General features: G+C 70.5%; 21 protein-coding genes. 12 read left to right on the top strand and 9 right to left on the bottom strand.

Annotated elements, in window-relative coordinates:
- Position 1: 1 nt before the first annotated feature.
- The 6 genes from HHX41_RS23850 to HHX41_RS23825 all read left to right on the top strand — a co-directional run bounded on the left by HHX41_RS23850 (position 2) and on the right by HHX41_RS23825 (position 8,070).
- The gene (locus HHX41_RS23850; protein ID WP_169983371.1) at positions 2-2,479 is read left to right on the top strand and encodes an ATP-binding protein; all 2,478 of its coding nucleotides are present in this window, start codon (positions 2-4) and stop codon (positions 2,477-2,479) included.
- Complete coding sequence (locus HHX41_RS23845; protein ID WP_310742143.1) at positions 2,476-4,854, top strand: type IV secretion system protein; 2,379 nt, start codon at positions 2,476-2,478, stop codon at positions 4,852-4,854. The genes HHX41_RS23850 and HHX41_RS23845 overlap by 4 nt, the downstream gene beginning before the upstream one ends.
- Positions 4,854-5,492: a hypothetical protein gene (locus tag HHX41_RS23840; RefSeq protein WP_169983370.1), complete on the top strand. Its 639-nt coding sequence runs from the start codon at positions 4,854-4,856 to the stop codon at positions 5,490-5,492. Before HHX41_RS23845 ends, HHX41_RS23840 begins: the two co-directional genes overlap by 1 nt.
- Positions 5,489-6,610 carry a bifunctional lytic transglycosylase/C40 family peptidase gene (locus tag HHX41_RS23835; protein WP_310742142.1) on the top strand — a complete coding sequence of 374 codons (1,122 nt, stop codon included), beginning with the start codon at positions 5,489-5,491 and terminating at the stop codon, positions 6,608-6,610. The genes HHX41_RS23840 and HHX41_RS23835 overlap by 4 nt, the downstream gene beginning before the upstream one ends.
- Positions 6,607-7,005 (top strand): (deoxy)nucleoside triphosphate pyrophosphohydrolase, encoded by a 399-nt coding sequence (locus HHX41_RS23830; protein WP_182907777.1) that lies wholly within the window; start codon positions 6,607-6,609, stop codon positions 7,003-7,005. The genes HHX41_RS23835 and HHX41_RS23830 overlap by 4 nt, the downstream gene beginning before the upstream one ends.
- Positions 7,006-7,098: 93 nt before the next feature.
- Positions 7,099-8,070, top strand: coding sequence for a hypothetical protein (locus HHX41_RS23825; protein ID WP_182907776.1), 972 nt, complete (start codon positions 7,099-7,101; stop codon positions 8,068-8,070).
- Between the two features lie 49 nt (positions 8,071-8,119).
- Here HHX41_RS23825 and HHX41_RS23820 read toward each other — a convergent pair whose 3' ends face one another.
- From HHX41_RS23820 to HHX41_RS23790, 7 genes are all read right to left on the bottom strand, one after another.
- A complete protein-coding gene (locus tag HHX41_RS23820; RefSeq protein ID WP_182907775.1) occupies positions 8,120-8,872 on the bottom strand; it encodes a succinate dehydrogenase/fumarate reductase iron-sulfur subunit in 753 nt (250 codons plus the stop codon).
- Complete coding sequence (locus HHX41_RS23815) at positions 8,872-10,758, bottom strand: fumarate reductase/succinate dehydrogenase flavoprotein subunit (RefSeq protein WP_169983366.1); 1,887 nt, start codon at positions 10,756-10,758, stop codon at positions 8,872-8,874. The genes HHX41_RS23820 and HHX41_RS23815 overlap by 1 nt, the downstream gene beginning before the upstream one ends.
- Before the next feature lie 9 nt (positions 10,759-10,767).
- Positions 10,768-11,553, bottom strand: coding sequence for a hypothetical protein (locus tag HHX41_RS23810; protein ID WP_169983365.1), 786 nt, complete (start codon positions 11,551-11,553; stop codon positions 10,768-10,770).
- A 147-nt stretch (positions 11,554-11,700) separates the two neighbouring features.
- On the bottom strand, positions 11,701-12,138 hold the full coding sequence (locus HHX41_RS23805) for a response regulator (protein ID WP_169983364.1): 438 nt from the start codon (positions 12,136-12,138) through the stop codon (positions 11,701-11,703).
- Positions 12,131-13,717, bottom strand: a complete 1,587-nt coding sequence (locus HHX41_RS23800) for an ATP-binding protein (protein WP_182907774.1) — start codon at positions 13,715-13,717, stop codon at positions 12,131-12,133. The genes HHX41_RS23805 and HHX41_RS23800 overlap by 8 nt, the downstream gene beginning before the upstream one ends.
- Complete coding sequence (locus HHX41_RS23795) at positions 13,714-14,889, bottom strand: PP2C family protein-serine/threonine phosphatase (protein ID WP_169983362.1); 1,176 nt, start codon at positions 14,887-14,889, stop codon at positions 13,714-13,716. Before HHX41_RS23795 ends, HHX41_RS23800 begins: the two co-directional genes overlap by 4 nt.
- 69 nt (positions 14,890-14,958) lie before the next feature.
- Positions 14,959-15,885 carry a LysR family transcriptional regulator gene (locus HHX41_RS23790; RefSeq protein WP_182907773.1) on the bottom strand — a complete coding sequence of 309 codons (927 nt, stop codon included), beginning with the start codon at positions 15,883-15,885 and terminating at the stop codon, positions 14,959-14,961.
- A gap of 197 nt (positions 15,886-16,082) precedes the next feature.
- Here HHX41_RS23790 and HHX41_RS23785 point away from each other — a divergent pair, with 197 nt between their 5' ends.
- The 5 genes from HHX41_RS23785 (at position 16,083) to HHX41_RS23765 (ending at position 20,666) form a co-directional block, all read left to right on the top strand.
- Positions 16,083-16,886, top strand: a complete 804-nt coding sequence (locus HHX41_RS23785; RefSeq protein WP_310742141.1) for a succinate dehydrogenase cytochrome b subunit — start codon at positions 16,083-16,085, stop codon at positions 16,884-16,886.
- Between the two features lie 50 nt (positions 16,887-16,936).
- A complete protein-coding gene (locus HHX41_RS23780; protein ID WP_182907837.1) occupies positions 16,937-18,859 on the top strand; it encodes a fumarate reductase/succinate dehydrogenase flavoprotein subunit in 1,923 nt (640 codons plus the stop codon).
- Entirely contained in the window at positions 18,856-19,596 is a 741-nt protein-coding gene (locus HHX41_RS23775; RefSeq protein ID WP_169983360.1) for a succinate dehydrogenase/fumarate reductase iron-sulfur subunit, read from the top strand. Before HHX41_RS23780 ends, HHX41_RS23775 begins: the two co-directional genes overlap by 4 nt.
- Positions 19,597-19,737: 141 nt before the next feature.
- Entirely contained in the window at positions 19,738-20,178 is a 441-nt protein-coding gene (locus HHX41_RS23770; RefSeq protein WP_182907772.1) for an STAS domain-containing protein, read from the top strand.
- A 137-nt stretch (positions 20,179-20,315) separates the two neighbouring features.
- The gene (locus HHX41_RS23765) at positions 20,316-20,666 is read left to right on the top strand and encodes an STAS domain-containing protein (RefSeq protein WP_169983358.1); all 351 of its coding nucleotides are present in this window, start codon (positions 20,316-20,318) and stop codon (positions 20,664-20,666) included.
- A gap of 10 nt (positions 20,667-20,676) precedes the next feature.
- Here HHX41_RS23765 and HHX41_RS23760 read toward each other — a convergent pair whose 3' ends face one another.
- Positions 20,677-21,231 carry a Clp protease N-terminal domain-containing protein gene (locus HHX41_RS23760; RefSeq protein ID WP_182907771.1) on the bottom strand — a complete coding sequence of 185 codons (555 nt, stop codon included), beginning with the start codon at positions 21,229-21,231 and terminating at the stop codon, positions 20,677-20,679.
- Positions 21,232-21,465, bottom strand: a complete 234-nt coding sequence (locus HHX41_RS23755) for an RNA polymerase subunit sigma-70 (protein WP_079316659.1) — start codon at positions 21,463-21,465, stop codon at positions 21,232-21,234.
- A 110-nt stretch (positions 21,466-21,575) separates the two neighbouring features.
- Between HHX41_RS23755 and HHX41_RS23750 the strand changes: the two genes are divergently transcribed.
- The gene (locus tag HHX41_RS23750; RefSeq protein WP_182907770.1) at positions 21,576-23,270 is read left to right on the top strand and encodes an ABC transporter ATP-binding protein; all 1,695 of its coding nucleotides are present in this window, start codon (positions 21,576-21,578) and stop codon (positions 23,268-23,270) included.
- Positions 23,271-23,272 lie beyond the last annotated feature (2 nt).

The raw sequence follows: 23,272 nt of genomic DNA, 5'->3' as shown, positions 1-23,272 counted from the left end.
GATGAGCAGGGCGCGCAGTCGCCTCGCGGTGCGTTACTTCGACGATCGCGTTCTCCTCACCGACTCGGCGGCCTGGGCCTACTTCCGGCTGCCGACGGTGAGTTACGAGTTCCTCACCCCCGAGGAGCGCGAGGCGCTGGCCACCAACATCACGATCGCGCTGGCCGCGATCAGGATGCAGGACGCCGAGGTGCACCTGCGGATCGCGCACCGGGCCTATCCGGCCGCCGAGTGGGCGATGGCGCTCAACTCGACCTCGGACGAGGGCCCGGGCTGGCGGGAGTACCTGGAGGAGATGTACCGCCACGTCTGGGCGAAGGACTTCTGGAGCAAGGAGATCTACCTCGGCGTACGGCTCGGGCCGCGCGGCGCGCAGCTCGGCACCGGCGTGCTGGCCCAGCTCTTCGGCTTCTACCAGCGCGGCGAGAAGACGCTCGGCATCGAGGACGACCACGTGCCGGACAAGGAGATCGCCCGGTGGACCGAGGCCGCGGAACGGCTCGGCCGGGCGCTCGCCTCCAGCGCGTTGTACGCCCGCCACGCCACCTCCACGGAGATCGCCTGGCTGTACCAGCACGCGGCGGCGGGCGGCCTCGGTGAGCCGCTGCCCTCGGCCACGCCGCGCCGCAGGTGGGGCAAGGGCGAGATCGAGTCGCTGGTCGAGGGGCAGATCCACAACGGCAGGTCGCTGCTGCGCATCGAGCAGCCGGCCGGAGACTCCTGGACCGCGCACCTGTCGTTCGCCCGGTTCCCCGACCTGATGCCGTTCCCCGACGGGGAGCCGTGGCTGCACTTCGCCGACCAGTTGCCGTTCCCGGTGGAGGTCTCCAGCCGGATGCGGCTGATCCCCCCGGTCAGGGCGAGCAAGGACGTGGCGCGCAAGCTGGCCCACGCGCGCGACATGGACATCCACATCCGCGAGGCGGGCGCCGAGGCGCCGCTCGCGCTGGCCGAGCAGATCGACGCCGCCCGCATGCTGGAGCACGGCATCACCAAGGAGCGCCTGCCGTTCGTGTACGGCTGGCACCGGCTCAGCGTCAGCGCGCCGACCGAGGAGATGTGCGTGCAGCGCGTCGAGGCCGTCGTGGAGCACTACCGCGATATCGGCATCGACGTCGTCAACTCCACCGGCGACCAGTTCTCGCTGTTCTGCGAGGCACTTCCGGGCGAGCGGCTGCGGGTCAACGCGTACGCCCAGCGGCAGCCGCTGCGCACGATCGCGGGCGGCATGGCCACCGCGACCGTCGAGCTCGGCGACCGGGTGGACGAGTCGAACGCCGGATGGATCGGGCCGTACGTCGGGGAGACGCTGGGACGGGCCCGCAGCATCGTGCACTTCGACCCGCTCGTCGCGGCGGCGCGCAACCGCCCGACCGCCATCGCGATCACCGGTGAGCCGGGCGGCGGCAAGACCACGCTCGCGTTGCTGCTGATCTACCAGATGGCGCTGCGCGGCGTCACGATCGCGGTCATCGACCCCAAGGGCGACGCCGAGTCGCTCGTACGGCTGCTGCAACGGCGGGGCCGCAAGGCGCGGGTCATCCCGCTGGGGTCGGCCGCGCCGGGCCTGCTCGACCCGTTCTCGTTCGGCGACGACATCGCGACGAAGAAGACGATGGCGACCGAGACCCTGCGGCTGCTGCTGCCGAGGATGTCCGAGGAGCGTGAGTCCGCCATGATCCAGGCGGTCGCCGCGATCTCCAACGAACCCGACCCCTCGCTGGGCAAGGTGGTCGACCACCTGGAGCAGTCGACCGACCCGGCGTCCAAGAACCTGGGGGCCGTGCTCCGGTCGATGTCGGAGATGCACCTGGCCCGGCTGTGCTTCGACGCCTCCGGCGGCGAGCAGATCGACACCGAGGGCTGGACGACCGTGTTCACGCTCGGCGGCCTCACGCTGCCCGACGTGATGACGGCCAGGGACGACTACTCCTACGAGCAGCGGCTGTCGGTCGCGCTGCTCTACCTGGTGTCGCAGTTCGCGCGCCGCCTGATGAACGGGCTCGACCGGCGCACGCCGAAGGCGATCTTCCTCGACGAGGCGTGGGCGATCACGTCCACGCCCGAGGGCGCCAAGCTCGTGCCCGAGGTCTCCCGGATGGGCCGCTCGCGCAACACGGCGCTCGTCCTGGTCTCGCAGAACGCCGGTGACCTGCTCAACGAGCAGGTGACCAACTGTCTGTCGTCGGTCTTCGCGTTCCGATCGACCGAACGCGTGGAGGTCGAGCACGTGATGGAGCTCCTCGGCGTGGACCCGTCGGAGGAGCACAAGGCGGTGCTGCGCTCCCTGGGCAACGGGGAGTGCGTCTTCCGGGATCTGGACGGCCGGGCAGGCCGTATCGGGGTGGACCTTATCTCGGAGGAACTGCTGCGCTGGCTCGACACCAATCCGACACACGACAAACCCAACGAGAACGTGCATGATCTTCTTGACGGGGGCTCCGGTCGGTCGGGGGTCACGCAGGAGGTGCGATCGTGAGCGTGCGCAGGAACGGTCCCAGAGGTCGCACCAGAGAGGGCGGCAGACGAGGCAGGCGGGTCCGCCGGACCCTGGCCCTGCTGTTCGTCGCCTTCGCGGCGTTCGTGACGCTTCCGCTGGTCTTCCCGGCGGACACGGCGAGCGCCGTCGGGCCCTGCGACCTGTCGCCGGCCCTCGCCCCGGAGATCGTGGGCGGCGGCGTCGACGGGCTGGTCCAGCCGCCGGCCGGGGACGTGAGCGCGGCCGACGGCCAGAACACCGCACAGACGCCAAAGGAACCGGCGACCAACTACGAGCGGTACGGCATGGCCGGCCAGTTCTGGCACACCTACGACCTGGGGTGTTCCGACGTCACGGCCGTGCTCGGCAACGCCTGGGCCAACACGGTCTTCTCCTGGGCCAAGGCCGTCGACCGGCTGACGATCAGCACCTACCAGGCGGCGGCCACCGAGGGCCCGCTGCAGCCCATCAAGGAAGTCGCCGACGAGATCGTCACCAACCTCGCCAACGCGATGTACTGGCCGTACCTGCGGCCGATCGTCATCCTCGGCGCGATCTGGCTGGCGTGGTACGGCCTGATCCGCAAGCGCGCGACGACCACCACCGAGGGCGTCATCTGGATGGTCCTCGCCGTCACGGTCGCGATCTGGTTCTTCAGCCGCCCGGGTGACTTCACCAGCCTCGGCAAGACCGTGACCGACAAGACCGGCGAGATCGTCAACTCCGCGTTCTCGGGGCTGCCCGGGGCGGGTGGCGCGTCCTGTCTGCCGATGAAGGAGACCGCGCCCGGCGAGGTGCCGAGCGAGCCCACCGCGGGTGGCTACGGCCGCCAGGGCACGCCCGGCGTGGCGCAGAACGCCGACGCGCTGTGGTCGGTCCTGGTCTGCAAGCCGTGGCTGATGGGCGAGTTCGGCACGGCCGATCCCGACGCCGGTCTCGTCAAGGGCCTCGGCGCGAAGCTGCTCGGAATTCAGGCGATCGACGCGGCGGAACAGGCGGACAGGCAGACGCCGGCCTCCGACTCCCACCAGAAGCGGTTCGAGGAGGAGGTCGCCAAGCCGCTGGAGAGCACCCCGGCGTACTTCCTCTTCCAGGGCAAGGACTGGACCAGCCGCCTGGGCATCGCGATCGGCGCGTTCATCGCGGCGATGGTCGCCGGTCTGCTCATCTTCCTCGTCGCGGTGTCGCTGCTCGTCCTGAAGGTCGGCTTCCTCCTGCTGCTGATGCTCGGGCCGATCTTCCTGTTGATCGGCGTGCATCCGGGCTCGGGCCGCATCATCGCCATGCGCTGGGTGGAGATGCTGGTCGGCACCCTGCTGCGCCAGGCCGTGCTGGCTCTGGTGCTCGGGATCCTCGTGTACGGCTACGCGCTGATCATCTCGACCAACCTGCCCTGGGGCATGCAGATCCTGTTCATGGCGCTGATGACGATCGCGGTCTTCTTCTACAGACGGCCGTTCCAGCATCTGTTCGCCTCGATGGACGGGCACACGATCACCACCCGGATGCTCGGCGAGGCCACCGCCGCGCCGACGCTGTCGCGGGCGGCCAACGCGCTGCCGCCGGTGGCGGCGGTCCGGGCGGGCCGGTGGGGCCTGCGCAAGGCCGAGCCGGTCATCGGCGCGGCCGCGATGGCCACCGGCGCGGGCACGGCGGCCGCCGCCGCGGCGGGCGTGGCACAGGGACGCGTGCGCGGCGAGGAGGGCGCGGGCAACGTCGCCGCCCAGGTCGGAGCACGTGCGGGGGCGCAACCCGCGCCGCTCGACGCCGACGCGCAGGGGGCCGGTCGCCGCAAGGCCGGAGTCGCCGCCTCCCGTCCGGGAACGGCCCCGCCGCTCAACCTGTCGGGCGTTCGGCCCGCCTCCCCGGCCCGGTCCGCCCCACAGTCGGGGTCGTCGGCGGCGCCGTCGGCGGGGAGCCCGGCCGCCCCGCCGCAGCGGGTCACCGGCGTCTCAGCCGCGTCCGCCGCGCCGTCCCGTGGCGGTTCGAGCGGTGGTTCGGGTGGCGGCTGGTTCAGCGGCAGGTCGGGCGGCTGGGCCTCCCGGCCGTCGTCCCCGCGGCCGTCCGGCGGCGGCTCGGGCGGGTTCTTCGGCGGCTCGCGCGGCTCGTCCGGCGGCTCGAGCAGGTCCGCTGGGTCGAGCAGGTCGGGTGGCTCGGGTGGCTCGGGTGGCCTGTTCGGCGGTTCGTCCCGGCGGAGTGACGGCGGCCGTTCCCGCCCCGCCCCGCCACGCGACTCCGGCTCGTCCTCCAGCCGTTCCCGTTCGGCCGAGCCGCCCCCGCTCTGGCTGCCGAGCAGGGGAGCGGGCACACGCCGCGACAGCGACGCGCCGACCCCGTTCTGGGCCAAGCCCGCCGACCGCGACTCCGGCGACTGATGAGAAGCCGGAACAGCGATCGAGGCAAGGGCCTGGCCTTCGCGGCGGCCGTCGTGGTGCTCGCCGCCGTCGGCGTCTATCTCACGATGGCCCCGCCGTCCGAGGGCGACGAGCAGCCGCGGGAGCAGTCCGTCGTGGCCACCGCTCCGGCGACGAGGGCGGTCCGGGAGCCCAGCCCGGTGGCCACGACCCCCGGCGCCTTCGACGTCTACGCGTACCTGCCGCTGTCGAGGGAGGAGATCGGCGCGGCGGCCGACCTGGCGCGCCGTTTCACCGAGGCGTACGGCACCTTCTCGGCCGGTGAGGAGCCGGCGGCCCGCGCCGACCGGCTGAAGCGGTTCGCGACCGACGAGTTCGCCGGGCAGCTCACCAGGACCGTCACCGACCCCGCGGTGGTGGACCAGAACGAGGCCGACCAGGTGACCTCGAAGGGGTCGGCGAAGGTGGCGACGATCCGCGACATGACGGCCAACCAGGTGGCGTTCGTCGTCGACTCGGTCCGCCACGTGACGGACAAGAACGGTCAGAAGGACGTGCCGGAGCGGTTCGCCGTGACCGTGGTCAAGGCGGGGACCGACTGGCGGGTGTACGACCTGCAACTGGCCGACGCCGGTCAGGACGGGGACACCTCGCCGTGACCGCCTCGACGCGCGTCGTGCGCAGGCTCGCGTCGGCGGGGCGGGACTGGCGGACGATCGCCGTGGCCCTGGTCGTGATCGTCCCGGTCACGCTGTTCGGCTCGATCATCCTGATGACCCCCAGCCCGTCGATCCTCCTCGGCGGCGGCGCGGCCGAGAACTGTGCCGAGGCGGCCACAGGAGACACGGCGGACGTCTCCCAGACGGCCCAGGGCGACATCCCGACGGACTACCTGGAGCTCTACAAGAAGTTCGGCAAGCAGATCGGCGTGCAGTGGAACGTCCTGGCGGCCATCGGCAAGCGGGAGACGAATCACGGGCGCTCGACGTTGCCGGGCGTGAGCAGCGGCACCAACTACGCGGGGGCCGCCGGGCCGATGCAGTTCCTCATCAGCACCTGGGGCGGCCAGGCCAAGATGAAGATCGAGCCGGGCATCAACGGCTACGCCTCCGACGGCGACGGGGACGGCTACGGCGACGTCTACAACCCGGCGGACGCCATTCTCGGCGCCGCCAAGATGCTCAAGCGCAACGGCGCGCCCGACGACCTCAGAAAGGCGATCTTCGTCTACAACCGGGCCACCTGGTACGTGGACCAGGTGCTGGAGATCGCCAAACGCTACGCGGCGACCGGGGACATCGGCGTGCCGCCCGAGGCCGACCCGGCCTGCGACTCCGGCTACGTCGACAGCGCCACCGACGACGTCGTGCGCGACATCCTCGAGTACGCCCTGGCGCAGCGGGGCAAGCCGTACCGGTGGGGCGGTACCGGCCCGGACGCCTTCGACTGCTCGGGGATCATCTACATGGCCTACCGGAACGCGGGTCTGACCATTCCCCGGACGACCTTCGGCCAGTGGCCCTTCGGCATGAAGATCGAGGAAGGCGAGGAGCGGCCCGGAGACCTCGTCTTCTTCAACGCCGGTCCGGGCACGTCCGCGGACAATCCCGGGCATGTCGGCATGGTCGTGTCGCCCGGGAAGATGATCGAGGCACGGTGCACGCTGTGCGGGCCGATCAAGGTCACGACCTACCGCGACCGGCCGAACATCGTCGGCTTCACCCGCCCGCTGGAGAACGAGACCGTCGTCGCGCAGCTGAAGCGGGCCGTGACATGACGCGCCTCGTCGTCGGCGCCGCGATCGTCCGGGACGGCCGCCTCCTGGCCGCCCAGCGCGCCGCGCCCCCCGAGCTGCGAGGCGGCTGGGAGTTCCCCGGCGGGAAGGTCGACCCGGGGGAGGACGAGCACGCCGCGCTGGTGCGCGAATGCGCGGAGGAGCTCGGCGTCCAGGTCGTCCTCGGACGCCGCGTCGGCGGGGATTGGCCACTGCCCGGCGGCCACCTGATGCACGTGTGGCTCGCCACCGTCGTCACGGGCGTGCCCCGCCCGCTGGAGCACCTCGAGCTGCGGTGGCTGGAGCCGCACGAGTTGTACGACGTCGCCTGGCTTCCGGCGGACCTGCCGGTCGTCGCCGCGATCGAGAAGCTGCTGCCCGGTTCCGCGACCACATAGTCGCCGAATCGTTCGCAAGATCCGGCTTGGCTCCTCCTTTTACCGAACTACAATCGGTCTTGACTTGGGAGCCGGGCCGACGGGAGGCGAGCGGTGATCGGACGCGCGTACATGAGAGCCGCGTCCTCGGCGGTCGCGTCCGTGGCCATCGCCACGGTGGCGATCCTGGCCATGGGCCCGGTGATCGGCGCCAACGCCGACCCCGTGGAGCCGTGCGACCCCGTCCAGGACCCCCAGTGCGCCGTCGTCACGGTCACTGTCACCCAGACGCCGCCGGTCACCCCCTCGGGGGCGGCGAGCCCCACCGCGGAGCCCGTGGTGACCAAGACCGTCACCATCACGCCGACGCCGAAGCCGACCAAGACGAAGACGCCCAAGCCGGCCGCGACGACCACCGCTCCCCCCGCGTCCACCACGGAGCAGGACCTCCCGCCGCAGAACACGCAGACGCTCCCCTCGCTGAACGAGGTCTCCACCCCGAGTCCCACCCCGTCCCCGGAGGACGTCGGACAGGTGCAGCTGCCCCAGGCGTCCGCGTCACCGGACGTGGCGCAGCAGACCCCCACCGCGGGCGCGTCGTTCGAGCAGCCCGATCCCGAGACGGTGCCGATCGAGATCCGCAACGCGTCTCCGGAGTACGACAAGCCGACGCTGGCCCACCGGCTCGCCATCCCCGCCGGGGTGCTCGTGGGCATCGCGCTGATCGCCTGGCTGATCTTCGAGGGCCGGCTGCGCAGGATGGCGCATGCCGCCGCCGTACGGCGAGGAGGCCCGGCCGCGGCGCGGACGGCGGCTCCCGAGCCGGCGGCGTACCCGGCGGCCACGCCCGGCTACGCCCCGATGGTCGGCTTCGTGCCCGTCCAGCACTACACGATGGGGTATCCGCAGCAGCCCTACGGCTACCCGGTGCCGTACGGCTACGCCCAGCCGTACGGCTATCCGCCGGCGGACCCCGCCCAGATGCAGGCCCAGCAGCAGGCACAGGGCCAGCAGCAGTATCCGGCCCCGGCCGACCCCTGGGCCGAGGCCACCGGCGCCGGCGAGGACCCGGGCAGCCGCCGCTGAAAACGAGAAGCGCCGATCGGACCGGCCGATCGGCGCTTCCTCCCCGGGCTCAGCGCTGACGCTTGAAGATCTTCGAGCCCAGCCAGACCAGCGGGTCGTACTTCCGGTCGACCACGCGCTCCTTCATCGGAATGATCGCGTTGTCGGTGATCTTGATGTGCTCCGGGCAGACCTCGGTGCAGCACTTGGTGATGTTGCAGTAGCCGAGGCCGTGCTCGTCCTGCGCCGACTCCTTGCGCTCCGCCACGTCGTACGGGTGCATGTCGAGCTCGGCGATCCGGATGAAGTAGCGCGGGCCGGAGAAGGCCGGCTTGTTCTCCTCATGGTCGCGGATCACGTGGCAGACGTTCTGGCACATGAAGCACTCGATGCACTTGCGGAACTCCTGAGACCGCTCGACGTCGACCTGCTGCATGCGGTACTCGCCCGGCTTCACGTCGGCCGGCGGCGTGAACGACGGGACCTCGCGGGCCTTCTGGTAGTTGAACGACACGTCCGTCACCAGGTCCTTGATGACCGGGAACGTCCGCAGCGGCGTGACCGTGATGGTCTCGCTCTCCTCGAAGGTGGACATCCGGGTCATGCAGCCCAGCCGGGGCTTGCCGTTGATCTCCATCGAGCACGACCCGCACTTGCCGGCCTTGCAGTTCCAGCGGACCGCGAGGTCGGGCGCCTGTGTGGCCTGGAGCCGGTGGATGACGTCGAGGACGACCTCGCCCTCGTTCACCTCGACGGTGAAGTCCTCCAGGCGGCCCTCGCCGCCCTCACCGCGCCAGACGCGGAACTTCGCCTTGTATCCCATCACGACTCCTTGACCGCGGCGTCGTATTCCGCCAGCTCTTCCTCGGTGAGGTACTTCTCCAGCTCGGAGCGCTCGAACAGACCGATGAGGTCGCCCCGCATGGACGGCTGGACCTGCTCCTCGACCGTGATGGACGTGCCGTCCTGGGAGGCGGAGCAGACCAGCAGCCTGCGCCGCCACTCGGCCGACATGCCCGGGTAGTCGTCGCGGGTGTGACCGCCGCGGCTCTCCTCCCGCAGCAGCGCGGCCTTCGCCACACACTCGCTCACCAGCAGCATGTTCCGCAGGTCGAGCGCCAGGTGCCAGCCGGGGTTGTAGATCCGGCTGCCCGAGGAGGCGCAGTTCTTGGCTCGCTCCTTGAGCTTCTCGATGACCTGGAGGGCCTCGCTGATCTCCTCGGACTTGCGGATGATGCCGACCAGGTCGTTCATCGTGCGCTGCAGCTCGTGGTGGACCTCGTACGGGTTCTCCCCGCCGCTGCGCTCCAGCGGGGCCAGCGCCTCGGCCCTGACCTCGTCGAGGCCGGTCACCGCCGGCCGCCTGGCCAGCCCGTCCACGTACGCGGCGGCTCCCGCGCCGGCCCGGCGGCCGAACACCAGCAGGTCTGACAGCGAGTTGCCGCCGAGGCGGTTCGAGCCGTGCATGCCGCCGGAGACCTCGCCGGCCGCGAACAGCCCGGGGACCGACGCCGCGCCGGTGTCGGCGTCCACCTCGACGCCGCCCATGACGTAGTGGCAGGTCGGGCCGACCTGCATGGGCTCCTTGGTGATGTCGACGTCCGCCAGCTCCTTGAACTGGTGGTGCATCGACGGCAGCCGCCTGGTGATCTCGGCCGCCGGGAGCCGGGTGGACACGTCGAGGAACACGCCGCCCTGCGGTGACCCGCGCCCGGCCTTCACCTCGGCGTTGATCGCCCTGGCCACCTCGTCACGGGGCAGCAGCTCCGGCGGACGCCGGTTGTTGGCCTGGTCGTCGTACCAGCGGTCCGCCTCCTCCTCGGTCGTGGCGTACTTGTCCTTGAACACGTCCGGGACGTAGTCGAACATGAAGCGGCGGCCCTCGGAGTTGCGCAGGACGCCGCCGTCGCCGCGCACCGACTCCGTCACCAGGATGCCGCGCACCGACGGGGGCCAGACCATGCCCGTCGGGTGGAACTGGATGAACTCCATGTTGATGAGCTTCGCGCCGGCGAGCAGGGCCAGCGCGTGACCGTCACCGGTGTACTCCCAGGAGTTCGACGTGACGACGTACGACTTGCCGATGCCGCCGGTGGCCAGCACCACGGCGGGGGCGTCGAAGACGATGAAGTCGCCCGTCTCGCGCCAGTAGCCGAAGGCCCCGGAAATCGCGTCCCCGTCCTTCATCAGGCGGGTGATCGTGCACTCGGCGAAGACCTTGATGTACGCCTCGGGGTCGCCGTGCAGCTTCTCGTCCTCCTGCTGGAGGGCGACGACCCGCTGCTGGAGGGTGCGGATCAGCTCCAGGCCGGTACGGTCGCCGACGTGGGCGAGGCGAGGGTACTCGTGGCCGCCGAAGTTGCGCTGGCTGATCTTGCCGTCCTTGGTGCGGTCGAACAGCGCGCCCCAGGCCTCCAGCTCCCAGACGCGGTCCGGGGCCTCCTTGGCGTGCAGCTCCGCCATGCGCCAGTTGTTGAGGAACTTGCCTCCGCGCATGGTGTCGCGGAAGTGCACCATCCAGTTGTCGCTGCTGTTGACGTTGCCCATCGCGGCGGCGGCGCCGCCTTCGGCCATGACCGTGTGGGCCTTGCCGAACAGCGACTTGCAGACGATGGCCGTCCGCTTGCCCTGCTGCCGCGCCTCGATCGCCGCGCGGAGTCCCGCTCCACCGGCTCCGATGACGACGACGTCGTATTCGTGACGCTCCACGTGAAATCCTTATGCGAACGGGAAGTTGATGACGCCCTTGGCGACGAGCCGCACGTACAGGTCGGCGATCATGACGGAGAACAACGAGGCCCAGGCGAACTGCTGGTGCCTGGCGTTGAGCTTCGAGACCAGGGTCCACGCCTTGTAGCGCAGCGGGTGCTTGGAGAAGTGGTTCAGGCGCCCGGCGGTGATGTGACGGCACGAGTGGCAGCCGAACGTGTAGCCGAGGATCAGCGCCGCGTTCACGAGCAGAATCCAGCTGCCCAGCCCGGCGGGCCTGTGCACCAGCGCGAGCACCGCGTCGTACGTCAGGATCAGGCCGATGACGATGGCGAAGTAGAAGAAGTAGCGGTGGATGTTCTGCAGGATCAGCGGCAGACGCGTCTCGCCGGTGTACTTCCCGTGCGGCTCGGCCACGGCGCACGCCGGCGGCGACAGCCAGAACGACCGGTAGTAGGCCTTGCGGTAGTAGTAGCAGGTGAGCCGGAACCCACCGGGCAGTCCGAGGATCAGTATCCCGGGCGGCAGCGCATACCAGTCGCCGAAGGGGGCGAACCCGAACAACCGGGCCCCTTCGGGACACGACGTCGCCAGACACGGCGACGAGAAGGGCGCAATGTACGGGTCGGTGAAGTAGCTCCCGTCAAAGGTCGCCCACACACCGTAAATCAAGAACAACAGGAGCCCGGCGAACGTGAGCGCCGGGGCCAGCCACCATCGGTCGGTGCGAAGAGTGCGCACCCTGATCTGCGCGCGCTGTTTCCTTGCCGCGCTCTCGGCCGTTGTCTGGGTCATCGGAGACCTTCCACCCTCACTGACTCCGCGCACGCCGGAGCGACCGCGCCGTACTGCTCAGGCCGTGCGCGTTATTGGTGGGGCACACATTACGACGAGCACATCACGAACTGTGAGGAGGGTCACTCCTCCCCCATGTGATCTCGGTCACTTCCCCGGCAGCTTGACCACGGTCACGAAGAATTCGTCGACCTGCCGTACTACCCGCGTGAACTGGTCGAAATCCACGGGTTTGGTGATGTACGCGTTGGCGTGCAGGTTATATCCATGCAGAATATCCTGCTCGGCCTCCGAAGTGGTGAGGATCACAACGGGGATGCTCCGGAGGGAGGGGTCCTTCTTGACCTCCTCCAGCACCTCGAAGCCGTTCACGCGGGGCAGGTTCAGGTCGAGCAGGACCAGGTCGGGCCGGGGCGCCGACGCGTACGGCCCCTCGCCGCGCAGGAAGGCCAGCGCCTGCTCGCCGTCGTTGACCACATGGAGGTTGTTGCCGACCTTGTTGTAGGAGAACGCCTCCTGGCAGAGCAGGACGTCGCCCGGGTCGTCCTCGACCAGGAGGACCTCGATCGGGCGGAGTTCAGTCATCGGGATCTCCCAGGGCCGGCAGCGTCCAGCGGAACGTGGCTCCGGCGCTCTCGTTCGTGTCGAGCCAGATCCGGCCGCCATGATATTCGACGATTTTGCGGCACAGGGCCAGTCCGATGCCCGTCCCCGGATAGACGTCCCTCGGGTGCAGGCGCTGGAAGATCAGGAAGATCCGGTCGGCGTACTTCGGCTCGACGCCGATGCCGTTGTCCGCGCAGCTGAACTCCCACATGTCGCCGTCCCGCCGTACGCCGACGTGGACGCGGGGAGGCTCCTCGGAACGGAACTTGAGCGCGTTGCTGACCAGGTTCTGGAAGAGCTGGGTCAGCAGCGTGCGGTTGCCGAGGATCTTGGGCAGGTCGTCGTTCGTGACCGTGGCGCCGGTCTCCGACAGCCGGGAGTCGAGGTTGCGCAGGGCGGCGGCCAGCGCGTCGCCCGTGTCCATCTCCTCCCGTTCGCCGCCGACCCGGCCCACCCGGGAGAAGTCGAGCAGGTCGTTGATGAGCAGCTGCATGCGGCGGGCGCCGTCGACCGCGAAGCCGATGTACTGCCGCGCGCGGTCGTCGAGGCGGTCGGCGTAGCGCTGCTCCAGCATCTGGGTGAAGCTCGCCACCTTGCGCAGCGGCTCCTGCAGGTCGTGGCTGGCCACGTAGGCGAACTGCTCCAGCTCCCGGTTGGAGCGCTTGAGCTCCTCGGCCTGCTCGGCGAGCTGCTGGCGGGCCTCGACGGACGACTGCCACTCGGTCATGATGCGGCGGCGCATCCCGTCGATGTGGCCGGACAGCTCCCACAGCTCGGCCGGCCGCTCGACCCCGAGCTCGTGGTCGAAGTCGCCCGCCGCGACCGCCCGGACCTGCCGGGTGAGCCGCGCGATCGGGCCGGCGACGGCGCGGCGCACGATCATCGCACAGAACACGATCGCCAGTACCATCGCGCCGGCCAGCGCCGCGACCGCCCAGTAGATGGTGTTCCAACCGGAGTAGAGCCGGTCCCTGGCGACGTCGTGCAGCCGTCCCAGCAGGGCCTGCTGCTCGTCGAGGGCGGCCCTGACCGCCGAGAAGTGCTGCAGGTTGTGCCTGGCCAGGTCGGTGAGCGGGCCCGGGCCGCTCTTGAGCGTCCGCTCGACCACGGGCTCGGCGTAGTCGCGCCGCCACGCGCCCGTGGCGTCGGTGAGCTCGCGGATCTGGTGGCGCACGCCGTATCCCTGGGGCAGCTCGGGGACGAGCTTGGCGATGGCGTCCTTGGCCGACTCCTCCTCCGCGACGCCCTGGCGATAGCTGTCGAGGTACTGCTGCTCGCCGGTCAGCCCGTAGCCGCGGATCGCGCCCTCCTGGGTCTGCACCGCCCGGGCGACCCGCAGCGTCTGCAGGGCGGCGGGGTCGACCGCGTCGACGAGGGTCCGCCGGGCCTCGTACGTCGTGGAGAGCGCGAGCAGGATCGCGCTGAGCGCGATCACGAAGATGACCAGGACGCCCGCACCGGCGAGCAGGAACCATCGGCCGACCGGCAGGCGGGCGCCCCGCCCGGACGGGGCGAGCGGGGGCAGCGGGGGCGGGGTCGTGACGTCGGGCACGGTCATGCTCCGGCCTCCCGGACACGCTGCTCGGGGTGGCCGCGGGCCACGAGCACGGCGGCGACGTCGTCGTGCATCGCGCCGTCGAGGCTGGCGATGATGCGGTCGAGGTCGATGCCCTCCTGGGCGCGGATCAGGTTCGCGAGCCCCTCGGTGCCGAGCAGGTCGCGGTTCTCGCCGACCGTGGCCTCGATCAGGCCGTCGGTGTAGAGCAGCAGCGACCACCTGTCGCCCAGTGTGACGTCGATGGGCGACCACTCGATGTCCGGGAAGATGCCCAGCGGCGGGCCCGACGGCGTCTCGGTGACCACGCCGAGCCGGCCGTCGCGCAGGAGCAGCGGCGGCGGGTGGCCGATCACGTGCAGGCGGGCGCTGGTGAGGTCGGGGGAGATGGCCGCGGTGCACAACGTCGTGAAGATCTCCGGCGACTTGCGCTCGTGCCGCAGCAGCGTGTCCATCGTGCGCAGCACGTCGTTGCCGGTCTGCCCGGCCAGCACCAGCGTGCGCCAGGCGATGCGCAGCGCCGTGCCGAGCGCGGCCTCGTCGGGCCCGTGCCCGCACACGTCGCCGATCAGCACGTGGACCGCCCCGTCGGGCGTCTGCACCGTGTCCCAGAAGTCGCCCGCGAGCAGCCCGCCCGTACGTCCGGGAAGGTAGCGGGCCTGGTGGTGCAGGAGCATGGGGTCGAGCAGGGGGACGGGCAGCAGGCCGCGTTCGAGCCGGGAGTTCTCCTTGCTGACGATGCGCTCCTGCAGGAGCTCGCGCATGGCGAGGTCGGCGCGCTTGCGCTCGATGGCGTACCGGATGGCGCGGATCAGCAGCCGGGCGTCGACGTCCTGCTTGACCAGGAAGTCCTGCGCCCCGGCGGCGACCGCCTCGATGCCGACGTGCGCGTCCCCGAGTCCGGTGAGGACGAGCACCGCCGTGTCCGTGGCCATGGCGAGGATCTGCTGGAGCGCCTCCAGTCCCGAGGCGTCGGGAAGAGAGAGGTCGACGAGCACGCACTGCACGTCGTCGGTGAGCCGCGCCCGTCCCTCGGCGAGCGTCCGCGCCCAGGTGATCTTCGGCGGCCTCTCGGCGCCCGCCAGCAACTCCTCGACGAGAAACGCGTCGCCGGCGTCGTCCTCGATCAGCAGGAGGGTGAGCGGATCGGGCAGATCAGGTGAGACGGGGGTCACGAACGCCTCTCGTCAGCGTCGGCATCATCGTGGGCACAAACCTATCGTCTGGGGGTCGGGCGCTAGGGGTCACACATCAACGAGCGCCTCTATTCCCTGGGGAAGCGTGCCGTCACGTGCCGCCTCGCCGAGGAACGACAGCAGCGTCCCGCGGAAGGCCTGCGCCGCCCGGGTCGGCTCGACGTCCTTGCGGTGGGCGAGGGCGACCGTACGGCGCAGCCCGGGCAGCAGCGGCGTGCCCGTCAGCCTCGGCCGGTTCTCCAGCACCATCGAGGGCACGACCGCGATTCCCAGCCCGGCCTCGACGAACCGCAGCACCGCGTCCATCTCCCCGCCCTCCACCGCGAAGCGCGGCTCGAAGCCCGCCTGCCGGCAGGCCGCCAGCGTCGCCTCCCGCACGTCGTAGCCCCGGCGGAACATGACCATGGGCCGTCCGCGCAGGTCCTCGATCCGCATGTACGACCTGCGCCCCCGGGCCGACATGGAGGCCACGACGAGGTTCTCGCTCAGGATCTCCTGGGTCACCAGGGACGGGTCGCTGCTCTGCAGCGGGAGGATGATCAGCGCCAGGTCGAGCTGGCCCCGGGCGAGATCGCGGACGAGGTCGCGGGATCCGCCCTCCTCCACCTGCAGCTCCACCCCCGGGTAGTCGTGGTGGAAGCGCGCCAGCGCGTCGGCCAGCAGCCCGGCGCACAGCGACGGGGTCGCGCCGAGGCGCACCCGCCCCCGCCGTAGCCCCGCCAGTTCGGCGACCTCGCGCCGGGCGGTCTCGGCGTCGGCGAGCATGCGACGGGCGAGCGGGAGCAGCGCCTCACCCGCGGGGGTGAGCGTGACGTTGCCCCGCGCCCGGCTGAACAGGGGCGCTCCCAGCTCGGTCTCCAGGCTCTTGATCTGCTTGCTCAGCGACGGCTGCGCGACCCGCATCCGCTCGGCGGCCTGGGTGAAGTGCCGCGTCTCGGCCACGGCCATGAAGTAGGCCAGTTGCTGGAGCTGCACGACTCAATAGCCTAGGGCTATCGCCGGAACCGGCTCGATGCGGGTCCCGCACGGGGAACAGGTGTGAATTTCGTCGCACACCTTGTGACTTTCGACTCTTGGAAACCGGAGGGGACAGAGCGCATAGCCAGCGGCTATCGAGACCAGACCTGTCATGACTTGGACGCCTGAAAAGCGCGAACCTAGCGTTTATTCACGTGACTGCCACTGTTGACCACTCCGTGGACCATGCTTCTGTGGACAGGGGCTCGGCGACCGCGCCGGTTCCCGCGCACGAGGCACCTCGCAAGCCCGCCGGGGCCGCGCCGCGTACGCCTGCCCGTCGCGGCCTGCTCGGCACCTCGGCCGGCAGGAAGGCCGTCATGGCCGTCACCGGCGCCGTTCTCGTGCTCTTCCTGATCACCCACATGCTGGGCAATCTCAAGATTTTCCTGGGCGCCGACTCCTTCAACCACTATGCCGAATGGTTGCGGACCGTGGGCTCGCCCGCGTTGCCGAACCGGACGATTTTGACGATCACCGAGATCGTGCTCGCGCTCTGCGTCGTGCTGCACATGTGGGCGGCCGTGTCGCTCGCCCGCCGGGCGGCCAAGGCGCGGCCCGTGAAGTACGCGGCCAAGCGGAAGTCGCAGGCCAAGGGGTACGCCACCCACACCATGCGGTACGGCGGCGTGATCATCCTGCTGTTCGTGATCTGGCACCTGCTCGACATGACCTTCGGCACGGTCAACCCCAAGGGCGGCGACGCCACGCCGTTCGACCGGATGATCGCCGGCTTCCAGCCCGAGCGCTGGTGGGTGACGGTGTTCTACCTGGTCGCCATGGTGATGATCGGCCTCCACCTGCGCCACGGCCTGTGGAGCGCGTTCCAGTCGCTCGGCCTGACCCGCCGTCCCCGCTCTCGCGGCGCGCTGCAGACGGGCGCCGCCGCGGTCTCCGCGGTGCTGGTGCTCGGATTCGTCGCCGCGCCCATCTGCATCATGATCGGAGTGGTCAAGTGAAGTTCCGCCGCCGCGCCCAGCAGCAGGAGGAGCGCGTGAGCCTTCCCGGGATGTACCGGGTGGGCGAGCCCATCCGGGACACCAAGGCGCCGGAGGGTCCCATCGAGGACCGCTGGGACACGCGTCGTTTCCAGGCCAAGCTGGTCAACCCGGTCAACAAGCGCAAGCTGACCGTCATCGTCGTCGGCACCGGCCTGGCCGGCGGCTCCGCCGCGGCCACGCTCGGCGAGCTGGGCTACAAGGTCAAGTCTTTCTGCTACCAGGACTCGCCCCGCCGGGCCCACTCGATCGCCGCGCAGGGCGGCATCAACGCGGCCAAGAACTACCGCGGTGACGGCGACAGCATCTACCGGCTGTTCTACGACACCGTGAAGGGCGGCGACTACCGCGCCCGCGAGTCGAACGTGTACCGCCTCGCCCAGGTCAGCGTGAACATCATCGACCAGGCGGTGGCGCAGGGCGTGCCGTTCGCCCGCGAGTACGGCGGCCTGCTCGACACCCGCTCCTTCGGCGGCACCCAGGTGTCGCGGACCTTCTACGCCCGCGGCCAGACGGGCCAGCAGCTCCTGCTGGGCGCGTACCAGGCCCTGGAGCGGCAGGTCGCGGCGGGGAACGTGGAGGTCCACACCCGCCACGAGATGCTCGAACTCATCGTCAGCGGCGGCCGGGCCCGGGGCATCGTGGTCCGCGACATGGTCACCGGGGAGATCGAGACCCACCTCGCCGACGCCGTCGTGCTCGCCAGCGGCGGCTACGGCAACGTGTTCTTCCTGTCGACGAACGCCAAGGGCTGCAACACCACGGCCATCTGGCGGGCGCACAAGAAGGGCGCCTACTTCGGCAACCCCTGCTACACGCAGATCCACCCGACCTGCATCCCGCAGAGCGGCGACCACCAGTCGAAGCTGACGCTGATGTCGGAGTCGCTGCGCAACGACGGCCGCGTGTGGGTGCCGAAGCGCAAGGGCGACAACCGGGCCCCCGGCGCCATTCCCGAGGACGAGCGCGACTACTACCTGGAGCGCATCTACCCGGCGTTCGGCAACCTCGTCCCGCGTGACATCGCCAGCCGCGCCGCCAAGAACGTCTGCGACGAGGGCCGCGGCGTCGGTCCCGGCGGCCTCGGCGTCTACCTCGACTTCGCCGACGCCATCTCCCGGATGGGCCGCGACGCGGTCGAGAAGAAGTACGGCAACCTCTTCGAGATGTACGAGCGCATCACCGGCGAGAACCCGTACGAGGTGCCGATGCGCATCTACCCGGCCGTCCACTACACGATGGGCGGACTGTGGGTGGACTACGACCTGCAGTCGACGATCCCCGGGCTGTTCGTCGTCGGTGAGGCCAACTTCTCCGACCACGGCGCCAACCGACTGGGCGCCTCGGCGCTCATGCAGGGCCTGGCGGACGGCTACTTCGTGCTGCCGACGACGATCGGGGACTACCTCGCCGGAGCCGGCTCGTTCGGCCCGGTCGAGGAGGGCGACGTCGCGGAGGCCAGGAAGGCGGTCCAGGACAAGATCGACAAGCTCCTGTCCGTGAACGGCGACCGCACCGCCGACTCCTACCACCGTGAGCTCGGCCGGATCATGTGGGACTACTGCGGCATGGAGCGCACCGAGGAGTCGCTGCGCAAGGCGCTGGAGCGCATCCCCGAGCTGCGCGAGGAGTTCTGGAACAACGTCAAGGTGCCGGGCGACGCCGAGGGACTCAACCAGGCGCTCGAACGCGCCGGCCGGGTGGCCGACTTCTTCGAGCTCGCCGAGCTGATGTGCATCGACGCGCTGCACCGTACGGAGTCGTGCGGCGGTCACTTCAGGGCCGAGTCGCAGGACGCGGACGGCGAGGCGCTGCGCGACGACGAGAACTTCGCCTACGTCGCCGCGTGGGAGTGGACCCCGGACGGCCCGGTCCTGCACAAGGAAGAGCTCGACTACGAGTACGTCAAGATGACCCAGCGGAGCTACAAGTGAACCTGACCCTCAAGATCTGGCGGCAGAACGGCTCGTCGGACAAGGGACGGATGGTGACCTACCGGGTCGAAGACGTCTCGCCGGACATGTCGTTCCTGGAAATGCTCGACGTGCTGAACGAGCGGCTGATCCTGGAGGGCGACGACCCGGTCGCCTTCGACCACGACTGCCGTGAGGGCATCTGCGGCATGTGCGGCATGGTCATCAACGGCGTCGCGCACGGCGAGCAGAAGCTCACCACGACCTGTCAGCTGCACATGCGGCACTTCAAGGACGGCGACGTCGTCACCATCGAGCCGTGGCGGTCCGCGGCGTTCCCGGTGATCAAGGACCTCGTGGTGAACAGGTCGGCGTTCGACCGGATCATCCAGGCGGGCGGCTTCATCTCCGTCCCCGCCGGGTCCGCCCCCGAAGCGCACTCCGTCCCGGTGCCGAAGGCCGACGCCGACGCCGCCTTCGACGCCGCGACCTGCATCGGCTGCGGCGCGTGCGTCGCGGCCTGCCCCAACGGCTCGGCCTCGCTGTTCACCGCGGCGAAGATCACCCACCTGGGCCTGCTGCCGCAGGGCCAGCCGGAGCGCGAGTCCCGCGCTCGGGCGATGGTCGAGCAGATGGACGCCGAGGGCTTCGGCGGCTGCACCAACACCGGTGAGTGCACCGCGGTGTGCCCCAAGGGCATCCCGTTCGACACCATCGCCCAGATGAACGCCGACTACATCAAGGCCGCCTCCAAGTAGCGTGACCACATCCGGAGAAGGCGTGAGCCGCACGGCTCACGCCTTCACTGCGACTAATCCCCCCTCCTCCCGGGTAACGTGTCCTTTGTGTTGGCGTAACACGCCTGCCGTGATCCCGCAGGCGAGGGAGTGAGCATGCCCGTGTCCGGTCCACGTTCCACTTTGAAGGTCGCGTCCGCGGTCCACGGCGCGGCCGTCGTCGTGCGTGTGGAAGGGGACCTCGACGCCGGCACCGTCCACCTGCTCCACGACGAGTTGCACCGGGTCTGGGAGTCGCCCGAGACGTCCGTCCTCGTGATCGACGTCGCCGAGATCATGTTCTGCGACTCGCGTGGGCTGAGCGAGCTGATCTCCGCGTTGCAGCGCGGTCAGGCCCTGAACGTCCGGTTGATCCTGACCGGTGTGCAGGGCGTGCTGCGCCGGGTGCTGACGATCACCGGGCTGCGCAACGTGTTCGAGCAGCATGAGACGGTCGCGGAGGCGCTCAGCCAGGCCGCGGACGCCGGTCCGCGCCGCCCTCGAACGGACGGCGACTCGGGCGCCGGCTCGGGCGGACTGTACGAAACCGCCGGTGACCGCTGAGCCGGGCCGGACCGCACCATCTGTCCTCCACGAAGGTGAAGCCCGATTGCCTTGCCTCCCCCTGCCTGCCGGGGTAATTAGAGGTGTAACTTCTCTGTAGATCTTCCGGGTGAAGATCTTCGGACCGAGGACAGGGAATGACGACGAGACTTGGCGTCACGGTGAGCCATGAGGCGACGCACGCTCTCGTCACTCTGACCGGCGAACTGGACGTGATCTCCGGCGAGCGGCTGCGCACCGTGTTCGGCAAGTTGTCGGACGAGGGCAACACCCGGCTGGTCGTGGACGCGTCCGAGCTGACCTTCTGCGACTCCATGGGCCTGCGGCTGCTGCTGGAGGCGCACGATCGCGCGGTCGAGGCGGGCGGGTTCATGAAGCTCGCCGGCGTCCGGGGCGTCTTCCGCAGGATCCTCACGGTGACCGGGCTGCACGCGGCGTTCCCCATCTACGAGACCCCCGCGGACGCCCTGGCGGCGCTGGACGACTGACGCCGGCCCGTCAGAGGCTGCTCACGACCTCCACCCGGAGCGCGGGCAGGTCGACTCCGGCGTCGGCCAGGATGCGGGCGCCCATGCCCTCGCCCTCCCGGATGACGCCGAGGAGGATGTGCCCGTCCCGGATGCTCCGGCTCTTCATCGCGAGAGCCTCGCGTAGCGAGAGTTCGAGCACCTTCCTGGCCCGGGGCCCGAACGGAACGCGCCAGCCGCTGACGAGGACCCCTCGGCGGTCGCGCTGCGGGGCGCGGTCCAGGGCTCCGGGCCCGAAGACGCCCTCGACCTTCTCCCGCACGGCCGACAGGTCGATGCCGATCGACTCCAGGGCCTCGGCGTCGATGTCCCCGCCGGTCAGGTCGCCGTGTCTGCGGACGATCTCGGCGCGCACCCGCGCGTGGTCGATCCCGTGGGCCGCGAGGAGGCGCGCGGACGACGTCTGCGGGGTCAGCAGACCGAGCAGGACGTGCTCGGTGCCCGCCTGCCCGTGCCGGAGCTCGCGCGCCTGCTCCACCGCGTGCTTGACGACCTGCCGGGCGTCGTCGGTGAACCGTTCGAACATCTACTTCTCCCGTCTCAGCAGTCCTCGGCCGCCCGCGTACTTCTTGTGCACCGCCTGCCGGGACACCCCGAGCAGGAGCGCGATGTCCTGCCACGACCACCCCGCGGTGCGGGCGTTCTCCACCTGCAGCGCTTCGAGCCGTTCCACCAGGAGCCGCAGGGCCCGTACGGCCCGCAGACCGACGGCCGGATCGCGGCTGCCGGCGTCGCTCGCCAGCTGTGCCGTATCGCTCATGCCGTCAACATAGGTTGACAATCGGCCTACTGTCAACCTTGGTTGACGCATTCATCCTGCGGGAAAACGATTTGCCCGTCGACCTGCGTGTTTGCGAGCCTGGAACGACCATGCGCTCTCTTCCTGTGGCCGATCCCGGCACTCCCGACGCCCGCGGGCCGCTCCGCTACCTGTGGTGGGTGGCGCGCGCCCAGGCCGCTCCGCTGCTGGCCGGAGTCGGCCTTGCGGTGCTGTGGTGGCTGGGACAGGCGCTCGTGCCCGCGGCCCTGGGCAAGGCGATCGACGCGATGGCCCAGCGGGACGCGGGCACGCTGGTGAAGTGGTCGGCGGTGGTGCTCGGCCTCGGCGTGGTCCAGGCGGTCTCCGGCGTCCTGCGGCACCGTTTCGCCGTCTTCACCTGGCTGTCGGCGGCCTATCGCACGGTGCAGGTCACCGTACGGCAGGCGGCCAGGCTCGGGGCGACCCTGCCGAAGCGGCTGTCGACGGGTGAGGTCGTCAGCGTGGGCAACTCGGACATCGCGCACATCGGCAACGCGATGGACATCCTCCTGCGGGGCGCCGGCGCGGTCGTCGCGGTCGTTGCGGTGACCGTGATCCTCATCACCACCTCGGTTCCGCTCGGTCTTGTCGTGCTGGTCGGAGTGCCGCTGATGGCGGCCGCGGTGGGGCCCCTGCTCAAGCCGCTGCACCGGCGCCAGCACGCGCAACGCGACCTGCAGGGCGACCTGGCCACCCGGGCGGCCGACATCGTGGCCGGCCTGCGGGTGCTGCGGGGCGTCGGCGGCGAGCAGGTCTTCGCCGCCCGCTACCGCGAGGAGTCGCAGCTCGTACGGCGGGCGGGTGTGCGGGTGGCCTCGGTGGAGTCCCTGCTGGAGGGCGCCCAGATCCTGCTGCCCGGCTTGCTGATCGCGTGCGTGACCTGGCTCGGCGCGCACTTCGCACTGGAGGGCCGCATCACCCCCGGTCAGCTCGTCGCGTTCTACGGCTACGCGGTCTTCCTGATCGCGCCCCTGCGTACGCTGACCGAGGCCGCCGACAAGCTCACCAAGGGGCACGTGGCGGCGCGCCGCGTCTGCCGGATCCTGTCCCTGGAGCCCGAGATCGCGGGCGGCGACGGCCGCTTCTTCACGGGTGAGGGCACGCTCCGCGACGGCGGGTCGGGCGCCGAGGTCCGGCCCGGCCGGCTCACCGCGCTCGCGGCGGCCGCGCCGGAGGACGCCATCGCCATCGCCGACCGGCTCGGCGGGTTCGCCCCCGGCGACGTCGCGCTCGGCGGCGGGCCGCTCGCGGAGCTGCCGCTCGCCGAGGTCAGGCGGCACATCCTGGTGGCCGACAACGGCGCGCGGCTGTTCAGCGGACGGCTGCGCGACGAGCTGGACGTGCGGGGCACGGCCGGCGACGAGGAGGTCCGCCAGGCGCTGTACGCCGCCTGCGCCGAGGACATCGTGACGGCGCTGCCCGAGGGCCTGGACGCGTACGTGGCCGAGTCGGGCCGCGAGTTCTCCGGCGGCCAGCAGCAACGGCTGCGGCTGGCCCGGGCACTGCTCGCCGACCCGGAGATCCTCATCCTGGTCGAGCCCACCAGCGCCGTGGACGCGCACACGGAGGCGCGCGTCGCCGAACGGCTGGGCAAGGCGCGGGCGGGCCGCGCGACCCTGGTCTGCACGACCAGCCCGCTCGTGCTCGACCGGGCCGACCACGTGCTGTACGTCGAGGGCGGCGTGGTGCGGGCCGAAGGCACCCACCGGGCGCTGCTGGACGCGGAGCCCGGTTATCGCTCGACCGTGACACGAGGGGAGGACTGAGC

The sequence above is a fragment of the Microbispora sp. H13382 genome, from assembly GCF_014161445.1.
Lineage (GTDB): Bacteria > Actinomycetota > Actinomycetes > Streptosporangiales > Streptosporangiaceae > Microbispora.
The sequence above is the reverse complement of the archived record's forward strand: the minus strand, read 5'-3'. Positions and strand labels throughout refer to the sequence as shown.